The 15,810-nt window shown below is 45.7% G+C and carries 11 protein-coding genes; 6 read left to right on the top strand and 5 right to left on the bottom strand.

From position 1 onward, the window contains the following. Positions 1–195 precede the first annotated feature (195 nt). Complete coding sequence (gene hcp / locus MHI55_RS22915) at positions 196–1,488, bottom strand: hydroxylamine reductase (protein WP_036617450.1); 1,293 nt, start codon at positions 1,486–1,488, stop codon at positions 196–198. A 309-nt stretch (positions 1,489–1,797) separates the two neighbouring features. Here hcp and MHI55_RS22920 point away from each other — a divergent pair, with 309 nt between their 5' ends. After that, complete coding sequence (locus MHI55_RS22920) at positions 1,798–4,449, top strand: cation-translocating P-type ATPase (protein WP_340387055.1); 2,652 nt, start codon at positions 1,798–1,800, stop codon at positions 4,447–4,449. A gap of 942 nt (positions 4,450–5,391) precedes the next feature. Beyond that, on the top strand, positions 5,392–6,732 hold the full coding sequence (locus MHI55_RS22925) for an MFS transporter (RefSeq protein WP_340387057.1): 1,341 nt from the start codon (positions 5,392–5,394) through the stop codon (positions 6,730–6,732). Between the two features lie 154 nt (positions 6,733–6,886). On the opposite strand, the gene MHI55_RS22930 is transcribed toward MHI55_RS22925, so the two are convergent. Next, positions 6,887–7,543, bottom strand: coding sequence for a DUF2625 domain-containing protein (locus tag MHI55_RS22930; RefSeq protein WP_340387059.1), 657 nt, complete (start codon positions 7,541–7,543; stop codon positions 6,887–6,889). 177 nt (positions 7,544–7,720) lie between these two features. On the opposite strand from MHI55_RS22930, the gene MHI55_RS22935 reads away from it, so the two are divergent. After that, positions 7,721–9,133: a DUF5123 domain-containing protein gene (locus tag MHI55_RS22935; protein WP_340390632.1), complete on the top strand. Its 1,413-nt coding sequence runs from the start codon at positions 7,721–7,723 to the stop codon at positions 9,131–9,133. A gap of 130 nt (positions 9,134–9,263) precedes the next feature. Here the strand turns inward: MHI55_RS22935 and MHI55_RS22940 are convergent, their stop codons facing one another. Continuing rightward, positions 9,264–10,247: a sensor domain-containing diguanylate cyclase gene (locus MHI55_RS22940; RefSeq protein WP_340387061.1), complete on the bottom strand. Its 984-nt coding sequence runs from the start codon at positions 10,245–10,247 to the stop codon at positions 9,264–9,266. A 25-nt stretch (positions 10,248–10,272) separates the two neighbouring features. Further along, a complete protein-coding gene (locus MHI55_RS22945; RefSeq protein ID WP_036617433.1) occupies positions 10,273–11,079 on the bottom strand; it encodes an alpha/beta hydrolase in 807 nt (268 codons plus the stop codon). Between the two features lie 219 nt (positions 11,080–11,298). On the opposite strand from MHI55_RS22945, the gene MHI55_RS22950 reads away from it, so the two are divergent. Beyond that, the gene (locus MHI55_RS22950) at positions 11,299–12,513 is read left to right on the top strand and encodes an MFS transporter (RefSeq protein WP_340387063.1); all 1,215 of its coding nucleotides are present in this window, start codon (positions 11,299–11,301) and stop codon (positions 12,511–12,513) included. Continuing rightward, the gene (locus tag MHI55_RS22955; protein WP_339186295.1) at positions 12,506–13,069 is read left to right on the top strand and encodes a TetR/AcrR family transcriptional regulator; all 564 of its coding nucleotides are present in this window, start codon (positions 12,506–12,508) and stop codon (positions 13,067–13,069) included. Before MHI55_RS22950 ends, MHI55_RS22955 begins: the two co-directional genes overlap by 8 nt. A gap of 85 nt (positions 13,070–13,154) precedes the next feature. On the opposite strand, the gene MHI55_RS22960 is transcribed toward MHI55_RS22955, so the two are convergent. After that, entirely contained in the window at positions 13,155–14,789 is a 1,635-nt protein-coding gene (locus MHI55_RS22960; protein WP_340387065.1) for a nucleoside hydrolase-like domain-containing protein, read from the bottom strand. Positions 14,790–15,124: 335 nt separating this feature from the next. Here MHI55_RS22960 and MHI55_RS22965 point away from each other — a divergent pair, with 335 nt between their 5' ends. After that, entirely contained in the window at positions 15,125–15,775 is a 651-nt protein-coding gene (locus MHI55_RS22965) for a hypothetical protein (RefSeq protein ID WP_340387068.1), read from the top strand. Positions 15,776–15,810: the final 35 nt, after the last annotated feature.

Raw genomic sequence — 15,810 nt, forward strand, 5'->3', positions numbered from 1 at the left:
GGATAAAAAAACTAATTTCCCTGACATTGCATGTTCATTTATACAAGGTATATGGACCTATGAAAGTCGAAAAAGCAAAAAAGCCTACTCTTATGTAGGCTCTTATCCATCTGTACTTATGAGTCATACTTTTCATACTCATAACCGACATTCGCAGTCATCAGATGGCGATGCACATAAATATACATCCTCATCCTATGACAGTGCCAACATCGCGTTCATATCTTCTTCTGCCGTTGTAATTAACTTCAGACCAAACATATCCACGAGTACATCCAAGACACCTTCCGATATGAACTCAGGCGGTTTTGGTCCAATTCGAATGTCCTGAATGCCAAGGCTGAACAGGCCAAGCAGGATCGCAACTGCTTTTTGCTCAAACCAGGACAGCACAATGCTGACAGGTAACTCGTTCACGGTACAGCCAAAAGCATCCGCCAAAGCCATTGCAATTTTCACCGTAGAACCGGAATTGTTGCATTGACCCAGATCGATATAACGCGGTATACCCGTGTCTCCAACCGTACCATAATCCACATCGTTGAAGCGGAACTTACCACAGGATGTCGTCAGGATTACAGTATCATTCGGTAAGGATGTCGCGAGTTCACGATAGTAGTTGCCACCTTTGCCTGGCGCATCACAACCGGCAATAACGAAGAACCGACGAATATGACCGTCTTTCACCGCTTGAATAATTTCGGGCGCAAGCCCAATCACAGTCTCATGATGATATCCTGTCGTTAAGACTTGCTCTGACTGTACATTAGCCGCAGGCAGAGACAATGCACGTTCAATCAGCGGTGAGAAGTCATCATCCATGATCTTGGCCACACCCTCCAGACCCGCCACTTCGTAGGAGAAAAAGCGGTCTGCATATGTGCCTTTGATCGGCATAACACAGTTCGTCGTTGCGAGAATAGCACCCGGGAATTGTTCGAAAAGTCTTCTCTGATCGTACCATGCTTTGCCGATATTACCCTTGAGATGGGCATATTTCTTCAGCGCCGGATAACCGTGTGCAGGCAACATTTCCGAGTGCGTATAGATGTTAATTCCTTTTCCTTCGGTTTGACGCAGCAACTCCTCCAATGCATACAGATTATGCCCTGTCACCACGATGCACTGTCCTTCGATCTGGTTCTGGCTAACCGTAATCGGTTGCGGTACACCAAAGCGGTCCGTGTGCGCACGATCCAACACATCCATAATGCGGATTGCTGCATTACCTACCTTCATCGCCATCTCCAGATGTTCCTGTACATTAAAATTCGAGTTCGTTAATGTCATATATAATGCCTCATGTGTAATCCGATCCACCTCAGGATCAGAATATCCCAACTGGCGTGCATGTGTCGCATAAGCAGCGATGCCTTTTAACGCAAAAATCATCGTATCCTGCAAACTTGCGATTGTTTCGTTTTTGCCGCATACTCCTACCACGGTACACCCGCCACTCGGCGTCTGTTCGCATTGATAACAAAACATATGGTTTCCCCTCCAAACTTAGATTAAACGCAGTTCGTTATGTAATAGCGTAACAGACCCTGATATGAGCTAGTGTGATGGTGCACACAGTTTCTGATCCAACATCTATATATGGTTCTCCAGACTATCATCCAAACTGGAAATAATAACATTCAAAAAAAGGCATATCTCGGATCATTATGAAAAATACTGTGTACAGCTAAAAACGTATAAATCCATAATCTTAAAAAAATACGAAAATGAAACGATTCTAGATTTTGCCCGTAAGGGTAATACACAGAGAAATCTAATATTCAAGGAGCTGGTCAATTGCAACATTACAGACACAGTGCGGAGGAAACCCTTCAGGCTGTACAGAGTTCCTCCAAGGGACTTACGACCTCCGAAGCTGCCAAGAGAATTGAAACGGAAGGATATAACGAGTTAAAAGGTAAAGATGCAACACCAGTCTGGAAATTGTTCCTCGAAAATTTCAAAGATCCGATGGTCATCGTGCTGCTGATTGCAGCCGCGGTACAGGTTGTACTTGGACATCTGATTGAATCATTGATCATATTCCTGGTTATTTTGCTCAATGCGGTGATCAGTGTAGTGCAGACCAAAAAAGCCGAGAGTTCGCTTGACGCACTGAAACAAATGTCTGCACCTGAAGCCAAGGTCATTCGTGACGGGCAGAAAAAAACCATTCCAGCGAGGGAACTCGTTCCCGGTGATATTGTTATGCTGGATGCAGGTGATTATGTCCCGGCAGACGGGCGTATCCTGGAATCAGGAAGTCTGAAAATCAACGAAGGCATGTTGACCGGAGAATCCGAAGCTGCGGAGAAACACGCCGATACCATCCCGGATGAGGCTCCAATCGGAGATCGTCGCAATATGGCCTTCAGTGGCTCACTCGTCGTATATGGACGGGGTATGCTTGTCATTACAGGTACAGCTCTCAAAACCGAAATCGGCAAAATTGCCGAACTGATTGAAAATGCCGAAGCCAAAAACACCCCATTACAGCGCAAGTTGGAATCATTCAGCAAAAAACTGGGCTTTTTCATCCTGGGCTTGTCGATTCTCATCTTTGGCATTGAAGCCGGTCGTGTATGGTTGACCGAAGGTACGGAGAATATCGGGCCTTCCATCGTAAATGCACTGATGTTTGCCGTAGCTGTTGCGGTTGCTGCCATTCCTGAGGCATTATCCTCCATTGTGACTATCGTATTGTCACTCGGAACAAATAAGATGGCCAAACAACATGCGATCATTCGCAGACTGCCTGCCGTTGAGGCGCTCGGCTCTGCCAGTATCATCTGTACGGATAAAACAGGAACGCTAACTCAGAATAAGATGACTGTCGTGGATTATTACATTCCCCATGGCACCAAGGACGAATTCCCGGATGATCCCGATCAGTGGTCGGAAGAGGAGCGACGTCTGTTACATATTGCAGTGCTCTGCAATGATTCGAATATTAACCAGGAAGGCAAGGAACTGGGTGACCCAACCGAAGTGGCTCTCATTGCCTTCAGCAACCGGGTGAACAAGGATTACAATGAAATCCGTGACCAGTTCCCGCGTGAAGCTGAGCTTCCTTTTGACTCGGATCGAAAGCTCATGAGTACGGTGCATACCTTCGAGGGACAGACGGCTTTGCTGACCAAAGGTGGACCGGATGTGCTGTTCAGCCGCTGTAGTCATGTATTTATCAACGGTGAGGTTCAGCCCCTCACACCTGAGATTCGCACACAGTTTGAAGAAAAAAATGAGGCCTTCTCTAAACGTGCCTTCCGTGTGCTTGCCTACGCGTACAAAAAATTCGATGATAAAAACCAGGTCACCATTGATGACGAGCATGATCTGACACTGGTTGGTTTGACAGCGATGATTGACCCACCGCGTGAAGCGGTATACGGTTCTATTGAAGAGTCCAAAAAAGCGGGCATTCGCACCATCATGATCACTGGAGATCACAAAACAACGGCTCAGGCGATCGGTGTGGATATCGGCCTTGCCGAACCGGATGACCTCGCCATTACCGGAGCCGAACTGGACAAAATGTCTGATGAGGAGCTGGATCAACAACTCGAACATATCTCGGTTTACGCCAGAGTATCACCTGAGAACAAAATCCGGATTGTGCGTGCATGGCAGCGTAAAGGCAAAGTTGCAGCCATGACCGGAGATGGAGTTAATGACGCACCTGCGCTGAAACAAGCCGACATCGGCGTAGCGATGGGTAGCGGAACAGATGTCGCCAAGGATGCGGCTGCCATGATTCTGACGGATGATAACTTTGTCTCCATCGTGAATGCGGTCAGTGTTGGACGGATGGTATTTGATAACATCAAAAAAGCCATCGCATACCTGTTTGCCGGTAACCTCGGCGCGATTATCGCCATTTTGTTTGCCTTGATCGTCGGCTGGGTTAATCCATTTACGGCCCTACAGCTGCTGTTCATCAATCTGGTGAACGACTCCCTGCCTGCCATTGCTTTGGGTACAGAGAAACCCGAGCCAGATGTCATGCGACGCAAACCGCGTGATATTAACGAGGGTATCTTCGCAGGCGGAACCCTGCAAGCTGTGATTACGCGTGGTGTCCTGATTGGTGCGGCTGTTATTGTGTCCCAATATATTGGACTTGGCATCTCGGAGGAAATCAGTGTGGCTATGGCATTCACAACCTTGATTCTGGCACGCAGTCTGCAAACTTTTGCAGCACGTTCCAACACACAGACGATCTTCCAGGTGGGTTTCACGACCAATAAATTCGTGCTTGGCTCCATTCTGGTATGTCTCTGTCTCTATGCAATCACACTGATTCCAGGTGTTCGCGGTGTATTCGCAATCCCGGATACATTCGGCTGGAATGAGTTCCTGATTGCAGGCGGACTTGCACTTGTCGCCGTCATTCTCATGGATGTCATCAAGTGGATTCGCAATCGCGGCAAACAAGTTACTGCGGCGTAAGATCTGCAGTTATAACATGCACAAACAGGCGCCCGTTATCGGAGCGCCTGTTTATTTACAGTTTTTTTTACACAAAGAGAACAGTCCACACACATACTGATGTTTCTAAAACATCCTCGCAAAATGTTTAAGCATTAAGCTGATATCTATATACCAACCAACAGATGGACAGGATAAGGATACATAATCCCCAGGATACCGAGGGGATGGTCGCCGACCAGTTAAACTTTTCTTTCCCTTTTGAACCATTTGTTAATCCGGATGCTATTAAAGCTATTCCAATAATTAAACCGATCTGGGCAAACAACAATAAAAATCCTTCTACCATTTAGATTACTCCCTCACATACTCCGCTATCAATTTGAACATCATTAGCGATTAATAAGTCCGTTTTCTGTATCTAATTACCCCTGTTTAATGCCAAAAGCGATCCATCGTCCATCAATATCCTCGATCACAAACTCCTTGTTATTATAGTCTGTATGATTGAGGGCACGTACGATATTCACATCGGCGTTGATCAATTCCTGTTGAAGCTCTTCCTGGTTTTGGGTAATAAAATATGCATCATCTTCTCTTCATAAAACTGCGCGGTTCGATTCATATCAAGCGTCGGAAATACGCTATGGGACATTAATAATGCATGAGTCATGGGTATAATCTCCTTCATTTTCAATTCAACATGCTAATTACTTACATATCTAGTTACCTAACCGCTGATCCATCTGCTTATGTATGCTTCAATGATCATTTTAGTTAAATTCAGGAAATCCGTCTATTGTTTATTATTAATATCTTTCTATGCTCATCACATCCGAATGAATTATTATGACACTATTGCCATATGATAAATTTGGGTGTAAAATGATATATTGCTTTTCATCACATTTTCATCAGAGCTCAATCCGAATTCATATTCATACCCAAGACAGGAATGGTACCGTGAAAGATAAAATTGTCATGCCACTCTGGACATGCTGCTTGTTCATCGTTGTGATGAATACCACCATGTTCAATGTTTCTTTGCCAGTCATTATTCAAGATCTACAGATTACCTCGGACCTGGGGTCTTGGGTCATCTCAAGTTATTCGATTGGTTACGCCCTGTCGACGGTGATCTACAGCCGATTGTCAGACCGTATCCCGGTACGCAAACTGTTAACGGTCGGGCTTCTGATCCTGGGGTTATCTTCATTGCTAGGGTTGTTCGCGCATAACTTTGCAATCCTGTTACTGACACGTATTCTGCAATCTGCGGGTGCAGGAGTTATGGCCGGGCTGGGTCTCGTCATTGCAAGTCGTTACATCCCGGTGGAACGACGCGGAGCTGCCATCGCGCTGATCTCATCAGGTAGCGCCATGGCTTTTGGACTTGGCCCCATTGTCGGCGGACTCATTAGCGAATACTGGGGCTGGAACGGACTTTTTGCCATAACGGTGCTTGTCTTGCTCGCCCTGCCTGTATTGCTCTATTTCCTTCCACGGGAAACAGTCAAAACAGATCAGCCGTTCGATGTTATTGGTGCCATACTAACCGTCATTAATGCCACTACACTTCTCGTCGCGATCACCCAGCAATCCTGGTTATGGTTTGCCGTGGGCGTTATTTCACTTGTTGCACACCTCCTGTATATTCGAAAAGCGAGTCTTCCGTTTGTGAATCCACAAGTATTCCGAACGCCAGGATACAACCGGTTAATCCTTATCGGATTCTGCGTGCTGGTGGTGAATCTGGGCAATCTGTTTTTGATGCCGCTTGTGCTTGCTGATCTATATGGGCGCTCTTCGCTCGCCATTGGTTTGCTGATTGCTCCTGGGGCAATCGTTGCAGCATTCTGCACCCGTTTCGTTGGACGCTGGATCGACCGTTATGGCAATATGCGATTTATGATCATCGGACACACCCTGCTCGCAGCGGTACTTGCTTTATTCATGCTCGGACTGGATCAGTCCGCCTTGATCATTACCAGTGGTTATCTCTTTTTCTCACCGGCACTGTCAGCCTCCATGGCTTCCCTGAATAATGAAGCGTCACGAGTGCTGCCCAAAGCGCAAATCGGTTCCGGTATGGGCATGTTACAATTGATTCAGTTCTTCGGTGGTTCGGTGTCTGTAGCCGTGTGTGGGCTGCTGCTACACAGCATTCCGGGAGTCTCGGTCGAGCAAGCTTATCATGTGGTGTATGCTTGTCTGTTGCTCGTCTGCGTTGTTTCACTCGGGTTGACCGTCTGGCATAGCAGAGCTTCACGCTCAGGCATTAAACCTGTTACATTGGACAATTGATAATTGAGTTTAAAGTTCAGAACAAAGAGGCCCGCACCAAGCGCGAGCCTTTTTTAGTTTGGAACAGAAATGCCGTTTTTTTTAAAAGTAGATCACTCAATGAACTTGAACTTACCGGTTACTTTCCTGATTTCATCCTACAGCAGCATGCCAACTATTTACCGTCCAGTGCGAACTTCCAGGCCTCCATTATGCTAATTGGGGCTTTACTACTGCTCTCGCCCTCACCTTCCTGCGTCCAAAGTGGTGGGTAATACGCAAATACTTGTCCTGTCTGGAGCTGAGACATATCCTCTTGCCAGCCTTTCCAGCGAAAGGTCCGATAGAACTGCTCCAGATCACCATTCGCCAGCCAGTTGATGAAACCTGAATATGCCAGTTCTGTCGATTCCCATTCGAGTGTATCCGGTGCAAAATAATATATGTGTCCCGTGCGGCCATACTTGCCTGTATCCAGTCCAAAGAAACCACCTGCCGCATCATATGCAACGACCATCATACCTTCCAGCACATCTACCCAAGGTTGCTCACTCACACCATTCCAACTGGTGAGACTCCCAGATGTACTGTCACCACCCGCACCAAGCAACGTGATCCAGCCATGGTCCAGTACAATACCTTCTGTCTCATAAGCAACAGCCCCCAAATAGGATTTGGTGCTTATTTGCAGACGATAGAGGGTATCCTCTCCAGCCTCTTGTTTTGCTGGAACATACACATATGTATTTTGCCCACTATCCAGGAGTTCCTTGAGTTCTTCCCATGCGTGATTCTCCCGATCTACTAATTCAGCTATCGTTAATGTATTCATGAGCAGTCTCCTCGCTGATTTTATAAGAGCATATCATGGGTTATTAACCCGTTCAAATCTGCTATAATCTATCTTCAAAGCTAAATTCAAGGGGGAAACGATTTGATTCGCGTAGTTATACTTATGATTCCGATTCTGATGTTGCTGGTATCCGGTTGTCAGAATCATACATCTGCCATGAAGGAACCCGTTTCTGTTCAAAAGTCTGATCCCCAGGTCATCCATTACATATCACCCCAAGGAAACGACTCGAATAAAGGAACCATTCAATCTCCTTGGAAAACGTTGCAGCACGCAGCCGACCACGCTTCGCCAGGAAGCACGATCTATTTGCGTGAAGGTGTCTACCATCAGAAAGTCAAAATCACCCGGAGCGGTAATTCTTCCGCTAATCCAACCCTATTTTCAAGTTATCCTCAGGAGCAGGTTATCATTGATGGTAAAGGTTTATCTGTCCGGGGCATTGAAGGGTTAATTGAAATTGAAAATGCCAGTTATATCACGATTCAAAATCTCGAAATTCGTAATTTTACAACCACACTTGGGGGCCAAGTTCCAACCGGGATTTATGTCCACGGAGCAGGTGAGCATATTCAGCTGTTAGGCAACACCATACACGCGATCGCTAGTTACGCAACTCCTGAAGGTCCCGATTTGCGGGGCAGGGATGCCCACGGTATTGCCATATATGGCACAGAGCACCCTCAAGCTTTACGCGATATCATCATCAAGGATAATGAATTGTATGATCTTACACTTGGTTCAAGCGAGTCACTCGCAGTCAACGGTAATGTTGATACCTTTGCTATCCAGGACAATATCATCCATGATTCCGATAATATTGGTATTGATCTGATCGGGTACGAGGGTACGTCCGAGGACGACACGTACGATCAGGCTCGGAACGGCATTGTACGAGGAAACGAAGTATACGATATTACGTCCAATAACAACCCCTCCTACGGTAAAGACCTGCCCAATGATACCAACTCGGCGGGCGGCATCTATGTAGATGGCGGGAAAGATCATATCATCGACCAGAACCGGGTATATCAGAGCGATATCGGAATTGAGATTGCCTCAGAGCATGCCGGACGTTCAACCAGCAACATTACCGTGCGTGATAACCTGATTTATTCCAACAGATTGACGGGGATTGCCATGGGAGGTTATGACGAGGAACGAGGAGCTACCGAGGATAGCAAGATTATGTACAATACACTTGTGGGAAATGATACCCTGAATGCAGGCAATGGACAGTTATTCATGCAGTCACGGACAAAGAACAATACGTTCATGCGTAACATTCTCGTATCGGGCAGCTCGGAAGTACTGATATACAACGAATATACTAGCAATACCGGCAATGTGTTTGACCATAATGTCTATTACTCACCAGGTGAGCAGGAAGATGCCCTGTGGGTTTGGAAAAATAAAGCCTACTCCGGCATCGCTGCCTACATCAAGGGATCTGGCAATGATGCACACTCCATATATGTGAACCCGGCATTTATGGATGAACCGAGCGAAGATTTTCGTCCTCAGGCGAACTCTCCGGCTAAGGCGTATGGTTACCTTGCTCCGCGATAAATTAACCCTGAGTCTGCCATCTCAACTTAGTCAATCTTTTTCATGCAAATAAAAGGAGCCTGTGCATGTGGGATCATCTCCCTCATCATGCACAGGCTCCTTTTTGCTTTCTTTTGATGCAATCCAATTCTTAACTTTTTACCATCTGAGCTGCATGTGTCACCCGGTTTCGTCCTCCGGTTTTGGAGGCATACAGGGCGTTGTCCGCTCTTTGGAACAAGGACTTTTCCGTATCTTCCTCTACTACAGTGGCCGCACCGATACTCACAGTAATGTTATATTCACCCCAGTCGGCTGAAGCAACCTGTGAACGATATCGTTCTGCAATACCGATCGCCTGCTCCTCTTCACAATCTGGAAGAATGACAACAAATTCCTCTCCACCGTAACGTGCAACTACATCCGTACTTCGCGATACCGTTTGCAGCAGCCCTGCCAGATTGCCGAGCACCAGATCTCCGATCGGATGTCCGTACGTATCATTAATGCTTTTGAAATGATCAATGTCCACAACGAGAAGGGAGAAATAACGTTGTTTCTCCTGGAACATCATTAAACTTTCAAGCATTTTTTCCTGGAAAAACCTGCGGTTCTTCAATCCTGTCAACAAGTCGGTGGAGGCCAGTGTCTCCAACTGATCATTCACTTTGATTAACGCCTGCTCTTTAATTTTATATTCCTCATGCAGTCGTTCAAGCTCCTTGTTCGCTTCTTGCGTCGCTTGATACAGCTCCTGTAGTTTGGTTTTGGTATGCAAAATATCCTTCTCATGTTCGATTCGCTTACGCATGACTACAACGACACAATCTACCACGCTTTCCCCGTTACGTGTCTGACGAACACCGTTAAGCAGAACAGGAACAGCCTGCTGATCACGGGTACGGAACGTGAAGTACATCTCGTCCACATGTCCATATAACTGGATGTAGGGATAGAAATACGTATGGAAAAACACCTTGTTGCTTACCGACATGGTGGATTCAATATGTTGCCCTATGAGCTCATCGCGTTCATATCCAAGCATCGTAAGCATAGTTTGATTAATCGACTGTACGACGCCCGAATCAGAGATAGAGAAGTATCCACAGGGAGCCAGATCTAATTGTATATCCATGGAATAACTGCCTTTCTTCCGCGTTTTATGCGCTCGTTAAATAATCCTTAATCATTCGGATGGTTTCTTCCGGTTGACTTAGATGCGGATAATGTCCCTTGGCCGTCATCTGTTGCAACCTGCTATTCTTCAGATGGGCGTGTAGATAATCCCCTACTTCTACTGGGGCAATGCTGTCATCCGAGCACTGAAGAATTAATGTTGGCACAGTTGCCTGCTCCAGATCAATACGACAGTCAGATAAAAACGTCACTTCGGCAAATTGTCTCGCAATATGCGGATCTCTGGAGCAGAAGCTTTTCTCCAACTCTTCCGTCAGCTCTTTCCGTTCCGGATTGTTCATCACAATGGGTGCCAGATAACTCGCCCACCCAATAAAATTCATCTGCATCATCTCAAGCAATTCATCGATATCATTCCGATCGAAACCTCCATAATAATTCGGCAGATCATTCACGTAACGTGGGGAGGGCCCTAACATTATAATTTTTTTGAAATATTTAGGGTTCTGAATCGATGCCAGCATACCAATCATACTACTGACGGAATGCCCGACAAATATGGTGTCCTTTAGCTCAAGCGCTTCCATAACTTCCAGCACATCCTGGGCGTATCCTTGAAGGTTGCTATATTTGATAGCATCATAATAGTTAATTTGAGATTCGCCAGATCCAACATAATCAAACAACACCACACGGTAGTTCTCCATAAAACCTGGAATAATGTAACGCCACATATCCTGATCACATCCAAAACCATGAGCAAATACAATCGTTTGGCTACCCGAGCCAAGTACCTTAACATTATTTCTTACAAGTATATCAACCGTCATTGCATATCACCTCTCCGAGGTAGTATTCACTTGAATCATTTTATCTGATTAGTATACCGGAAAATGTTGGAATATGAATTAAAAATAATTAATAACTTCTCTCATCCACTAAAAAATCATGAACTCCTGCTCTGAATACGCGCTTTACAATCTGACGATCGTCAGGTAAAATCAGTTCAACATGTCGCGCGACAGAGATCAATATTACGGAGGAAAACCATGAGTACTTCAACACATAGCTCTACACCTCAGCAACTCTGGGGAAGATCATTCCTATTTATCATGTTAGCCAACGCATTATTGTTTATGGCATTTGAAATGTTGCTTCCCACCTTGCCTTTGTTTGTCTCAAGTCTTGGTGGCGAAGCCTCCCAAATTGGGCTTGTTACCGGCGTATTTATGTTTTCTGCCATCTTGATTCGACCCTTCACTTCTGTTTTGGCAGCTCGAATAGATAAAAAATATCTATTGATTATCGGCATCACTATCTGTGCATTAATGACAGGCGCATACTACCTATCGTCAGGTATTTGGATGATTCTTGTATTTCGAGTGATCCACGGATTCGGATTTGGTTTGGCAACGACATATTTTGCAACGATTGCCACTGAAAACATACCAAGAGATCGCCGGGGAGAAGGTATGGGGTATTTCGGCGTAGGGGAGACGGTCGCTATATCCATTGGTCCATTGATTGGAACAAGCCTGTTGTTTAGGTACGACTACCAGAGCCTGTTTATGGGAGGTATGTGCATTTTGCTGTTAGCTCTCCTAATGACAGTGTTTGTATCCAGAAAGCCGAAAACAGAAGGTAGTAGTGAGTCTATGCAAACTCATGTCCCTTCGGTGAAACTGATTGAAAAGAAGGTACTCTTCCCTTCCCTTCTCATTATGCTCGTTGGCATTGCAGCGGGTTCAATCATGTCCTTTGTGGCTTTATTTGCCGCCGAAAGAGGGTTCGAGAATATAGCCTGGTTTTTCTTCATCGTTGCCATTGCCAGCTTCGCCGTTCGACTGTTTTCGGGGAAAATGTTTGATCGATGGGGACCAGGTTCCGTGTTGTTACCTTCTGCCGTGTTTGCAATCGCGGGGCTACTGGTTCTGATTATCGCCCAGAGTGATGTGCAATTCCTGATCGCCGGTGCGTTATACGGCTTTGGTTTTGGTGCCATATTCCCGGCGATTCAGACCTGGTGTGTGAATCTTGTAGAAGAACATGAGCACGAAAGTGCGATGGCTTCCTTCTTTAACTTCTTTGACCTCGGAATTGGCGGTGGTTCGTTGATCCTGGGCGTTGTGGCTTCTGCATTTTCCTATACGGTGGTGTATGCTATCTCTATAGGCATTTTTGTGGTATATATCTTGTTATATTTGGTATACTTCCAAAAACAGCAGAGGTATACAGCTCGCCAACTGGAGGTAGACATTGAGTAAAAAACGAATCAAGGAAATTGCCATTCAACATTTTAATCGTCTGGGTTACGAGGGGACCAAGATGGCGCAGATTGCCGAAGAGGCAGGCATTCGCAAGCAATCCCTGGCTTATCACTATTCATCTAAAAAAGCGTTATTGCTGGAGTTATATGAGGAAGTTGTGCAGGAGGAACAACAGTTTGTACGCCAATTTTTCAGCGACTCTGTTACCCAAACTCTGGATCAGCAGTTATATGCCTTTTTGCATGAACACAAAAATCGCTTTCTAACTCACCCAAACGTTGCTTTTATGTATATCCTGTCCTTTATCACACCGCTGGAGGTACATGATTTTGTACTGGCCCAGTATCGAACGTACCTCGGGACACTGAAAGAAGAGCTGGCAGCCGTATTTACCAGACATTCCGATATACGCCTGAGTCCGGAAGAAGCCACCGTAGCTTTTGTCACCGTGATGGATGGATTGGATGTACAGCTCGTGTATGAGACACGGCAATCCTATGAACAAGCTTTGGCGATCACCTGGAATGTCTTCTGGTCAGGCATCCAGCGTTAACGGATCAATTACGATTAGACTACACAAATAAGAGGGGCGTCCCACCAGCCATGTTGATGACTTTTGGGACAGCCCCTCTATTTCTTTATTTCACAGTTAGGATCACACGTTGATAATGCTTCAACTGATGCTCTCCATCATCCTGTACTTCGGCAACGATATGAAGAGTATCACCCGATTTGGCATCGTCAGGAACGGTAAATGTCACCGCTTCAGTGTCACTGCCCTGCAATTTTATCGTATCCACCTGCTCATCCTTGGCAAGTTCACGATGTAATCCAAGCTGCAGGTCACCCGCCATTTCAGGCTGAACTTTGTTCGGTGTTACTTTGGAATCCTCATACGTGTCCGCTTCGAAATATCTCCACCACGTATAGGTCAGTTGATCTCCATCCGGGTCTTTACCCTCCGCGTGAAGAGTAACTTCCTCCCCAGGACTAACACTCAGATCCACCCCTTCCTTAATCGTTAAAGACGGATTATGGTTGGCACCTTCGTAAGTGTCTGCAACTGCCCAGTCTGCACGTGCTGCAAAATCATCCTGCACATCGTCAAACCATCTCATCAGAGAGTATTCGGCTTCATAGCGTTTGGTGTACGGATCGTAATCAAGCACATTGTTTCTAAACAGCTTGTCGTTCACAACTCCAAAACGTCCACCCCAACCGCCGTAGGAAGGGTCTTCCATACTGCGCAGCCCATTATCAATCAGATAAAAGAAGGAAGGAGAGTCACCCTCAGATATAAAATCGTACTTGTCATATTGTGGATTGTTCTTCAGATACTCAGCACTTCCCCGTTGTTCTTCGGCCAGTTCGCCTTCGATCATTTTACCATCACCCATCGATGCATACATATCCATCAGCTTGCCATGTCCGTTCAGAATATTCTTGACCATCCAGTCGCCATGAAGCTTACTGTTCACTTCTTCGGCATGCATCTTCCATGCATAGGCAAAATGCCAGAAGTTCGATTGGTCGTTGAGAATGCGGATATCCGGCCAATTCTTCGCAATGTATTCGTTGTAGCTGTCATCCTGATCGAGGATGATGTACAGGACCAGTTTGTCACTGACTTTTTTGCGAATCGTATCCCACTCGGCCGTATCTTTGTACTGTTCCTCAATCGATTTCAGCGCTCTGGCTGTGGTATTGGTGCCCCCCCATGTCTGAACAATCAGGTCTCGGGAGTCATCATCGAGGAAAAGAGTTTCGAGGAACTCGGAACCTTCGGTTTCCTTCTCCATCTCCCCTTTATCGGAAATATTACCGATCTTGGTCATCGCTCGAAGCTGTTCCGGCTCCGGGTACCCATCCGCATGTTTGGATAAGTTCGGGTAGATCTCGCGATAGGCATCGATCATATCGTACACCCACTGTGTGCCTGTCCAGCGGAAGGGTTTGATCCCCGCTTCCTCGTCTCCAGCATAATGATACACCGAGCTGGTCAGTACAATTCCAGCAAGGTCCATTTCATTCGAATATAAGAGGAAACGAATGACGGAGTTCATATCATCCACTTCACCGTCGGTTGTAATCACCGTTCTGCCTTTGGCAGCTTGGTTGTTTGCAGGTTCCTGGGTTTCATTCTCTGTCTGCTCTGTCGCCTGATTTGGTGTGTCACTCGCGGTTTGTGGCGCTTTGGATGCGCATCCACTAATCACCAGGATGATACTGAGACAACCTGCGGCAAAACCGTTTAACCATTTTCTCTTGTTCATAATGCTCCCCTTTCTTCTGTACAGCGTGATGTTAGTGTTGGGTTGGAAATAAGTACGTCCTCTGTTTTTCTATCCTTAATATGGACCGTAGAATGCAAAAAAACCCGAACAACATTATGAATGGAACAAAGTCCACGCATAGTGATGTTCAGGTTTTGCCTGCCCGAAGCAGTAACAATCCTTATTTGAGTGAAAGTATATCATGTCCACTCATGAATGTAAACGTATTCAAATGTTTTTTTGAATTTATCTTTGATATAGTATAATGCTTATAGCCAAGAATCAAACGAATCGGCCTGTTATTATATCAATGTTATTAGGAGGACTCAGACATCATGCAACAACTGGATGCGGCCTTAAGCCGTTTGGTGGAACAGCAGGATTTATATAATGAAGCTTATGGACTTTTCAAAAATCATGATCTGCGTCCCCGCGAACAACATCACCAGCCGGAAGTGGATACACGAATACCTCTTTCTCCAGAACTTCAGTATCTGTACAGTCATTATGAAATGATGGATGCGGATGCGGAAGGTACACTCAAAATGAAAAATGCCGCCGTCGAAATCGGTGATGCCGCACTTATTTCCTTTGTCGCACCTGAACATCTGCTTCGTCAGCAACTGGGGTTCCGCTGGATTGGCATGAATGAACCTTATGAGGAGTCCTCCACTTGGCCAAAAAATCACGTCGTCATCGCGAACTTTAACGATGATCCGTTAATTGTAGATGTGGAAGCACCAAACTCTCCTGTATATGCCGCTTTTACAGGTGGAGAACCAAACCGTGTTGCTGATTCGCTGTCAGACTTTTTCAGTGCACTAGCCATCCTGATTGAAGCGGCGCGCACCTATGCCGGAGAAGTAAAAGATGAAGAAACCTATGAAACTAAGCCCGAGTATCTGGAACAAGTGGAACCTTTATTGCAAGATCTGTTGGGAGAAGAGTATACTGCTCATCTGTTCGAGTATCTGTCCTTTTGTTAATTATATATTTACTCTGTAATAACGCTATTATCAAA

Source organism: Paenibacillus sp. FSL E2-0151 (assembly GCF_037993015.1).
Lineage (GTDB): Bacteria > Bacillota > Bacilli > Paenibacillales > Paenibacillaceae > Paenibacillus > Paenibacillus amylolyticus.

What these genes read in the sequence shown, in the direction of transcription:
- hcp (WP_036617450.1), bottom strand. Translation starts at nt 1,488, where the DNA reads ATGTTTTGTTATCAATGCGAACAGACGCCGAGTGGCGGGTGTACCGTG.
- MHI55_RS22930 (WP_340387059.1), bottom strand. Translation starts at nt 7,543, where the DNA reads ATGAATACATTAACGATAGCTGAATTAGTAGATCGGGAGAATCACGCA.
- MHI55_RS22935 (WP_340390632.1), top strand. Translation starts at nt 7,721, where the DNA reads ATGAAGGAACCCGTTTCTGTTCAAAAGTCTGATCCCCAGGTCATCCAT.
- MHI55_RS22940 (WP_340387061.1), bottom strand. Translation starts at nt 10,247, where the DNA reads ATGGATATACAATTAGATCTGGCTCCCTGTGGATACTTCTCTATCTCT.
- MHI55_RS22945 (WP_036617433.1), bottom strand. Translation starts at nt 11,079, where the DNA reads ATGACGGTTGATATACTTGTAAGAAATAATGTTAAGGTACTTGGCTCG.
- MHI55_RS22950 (WP_340387063.1), top strand. Translation starts at nt 11,299, where the DNA reads ATGAGTACTTCAACACATAGCTCTACACCTCAGCAACTCTGGGGAAGA.
- MHI55_RS22960 (WP_340387065.1), bottom strand. Translation starts at nt 14,789, where the DNA reads ATGAACAAGAGAAAATGGTTAAACGGTTTTGCCGCAGGTTGTCTCAGT.
- MHI55_RS22965 (WP_340387068.1), top strand. Translation starts at nt 15,125, where the DNA reads ATGCAACAACTGGATGCGGCCTTAAGCCGTTTGGTGGAACAGCAGGAT.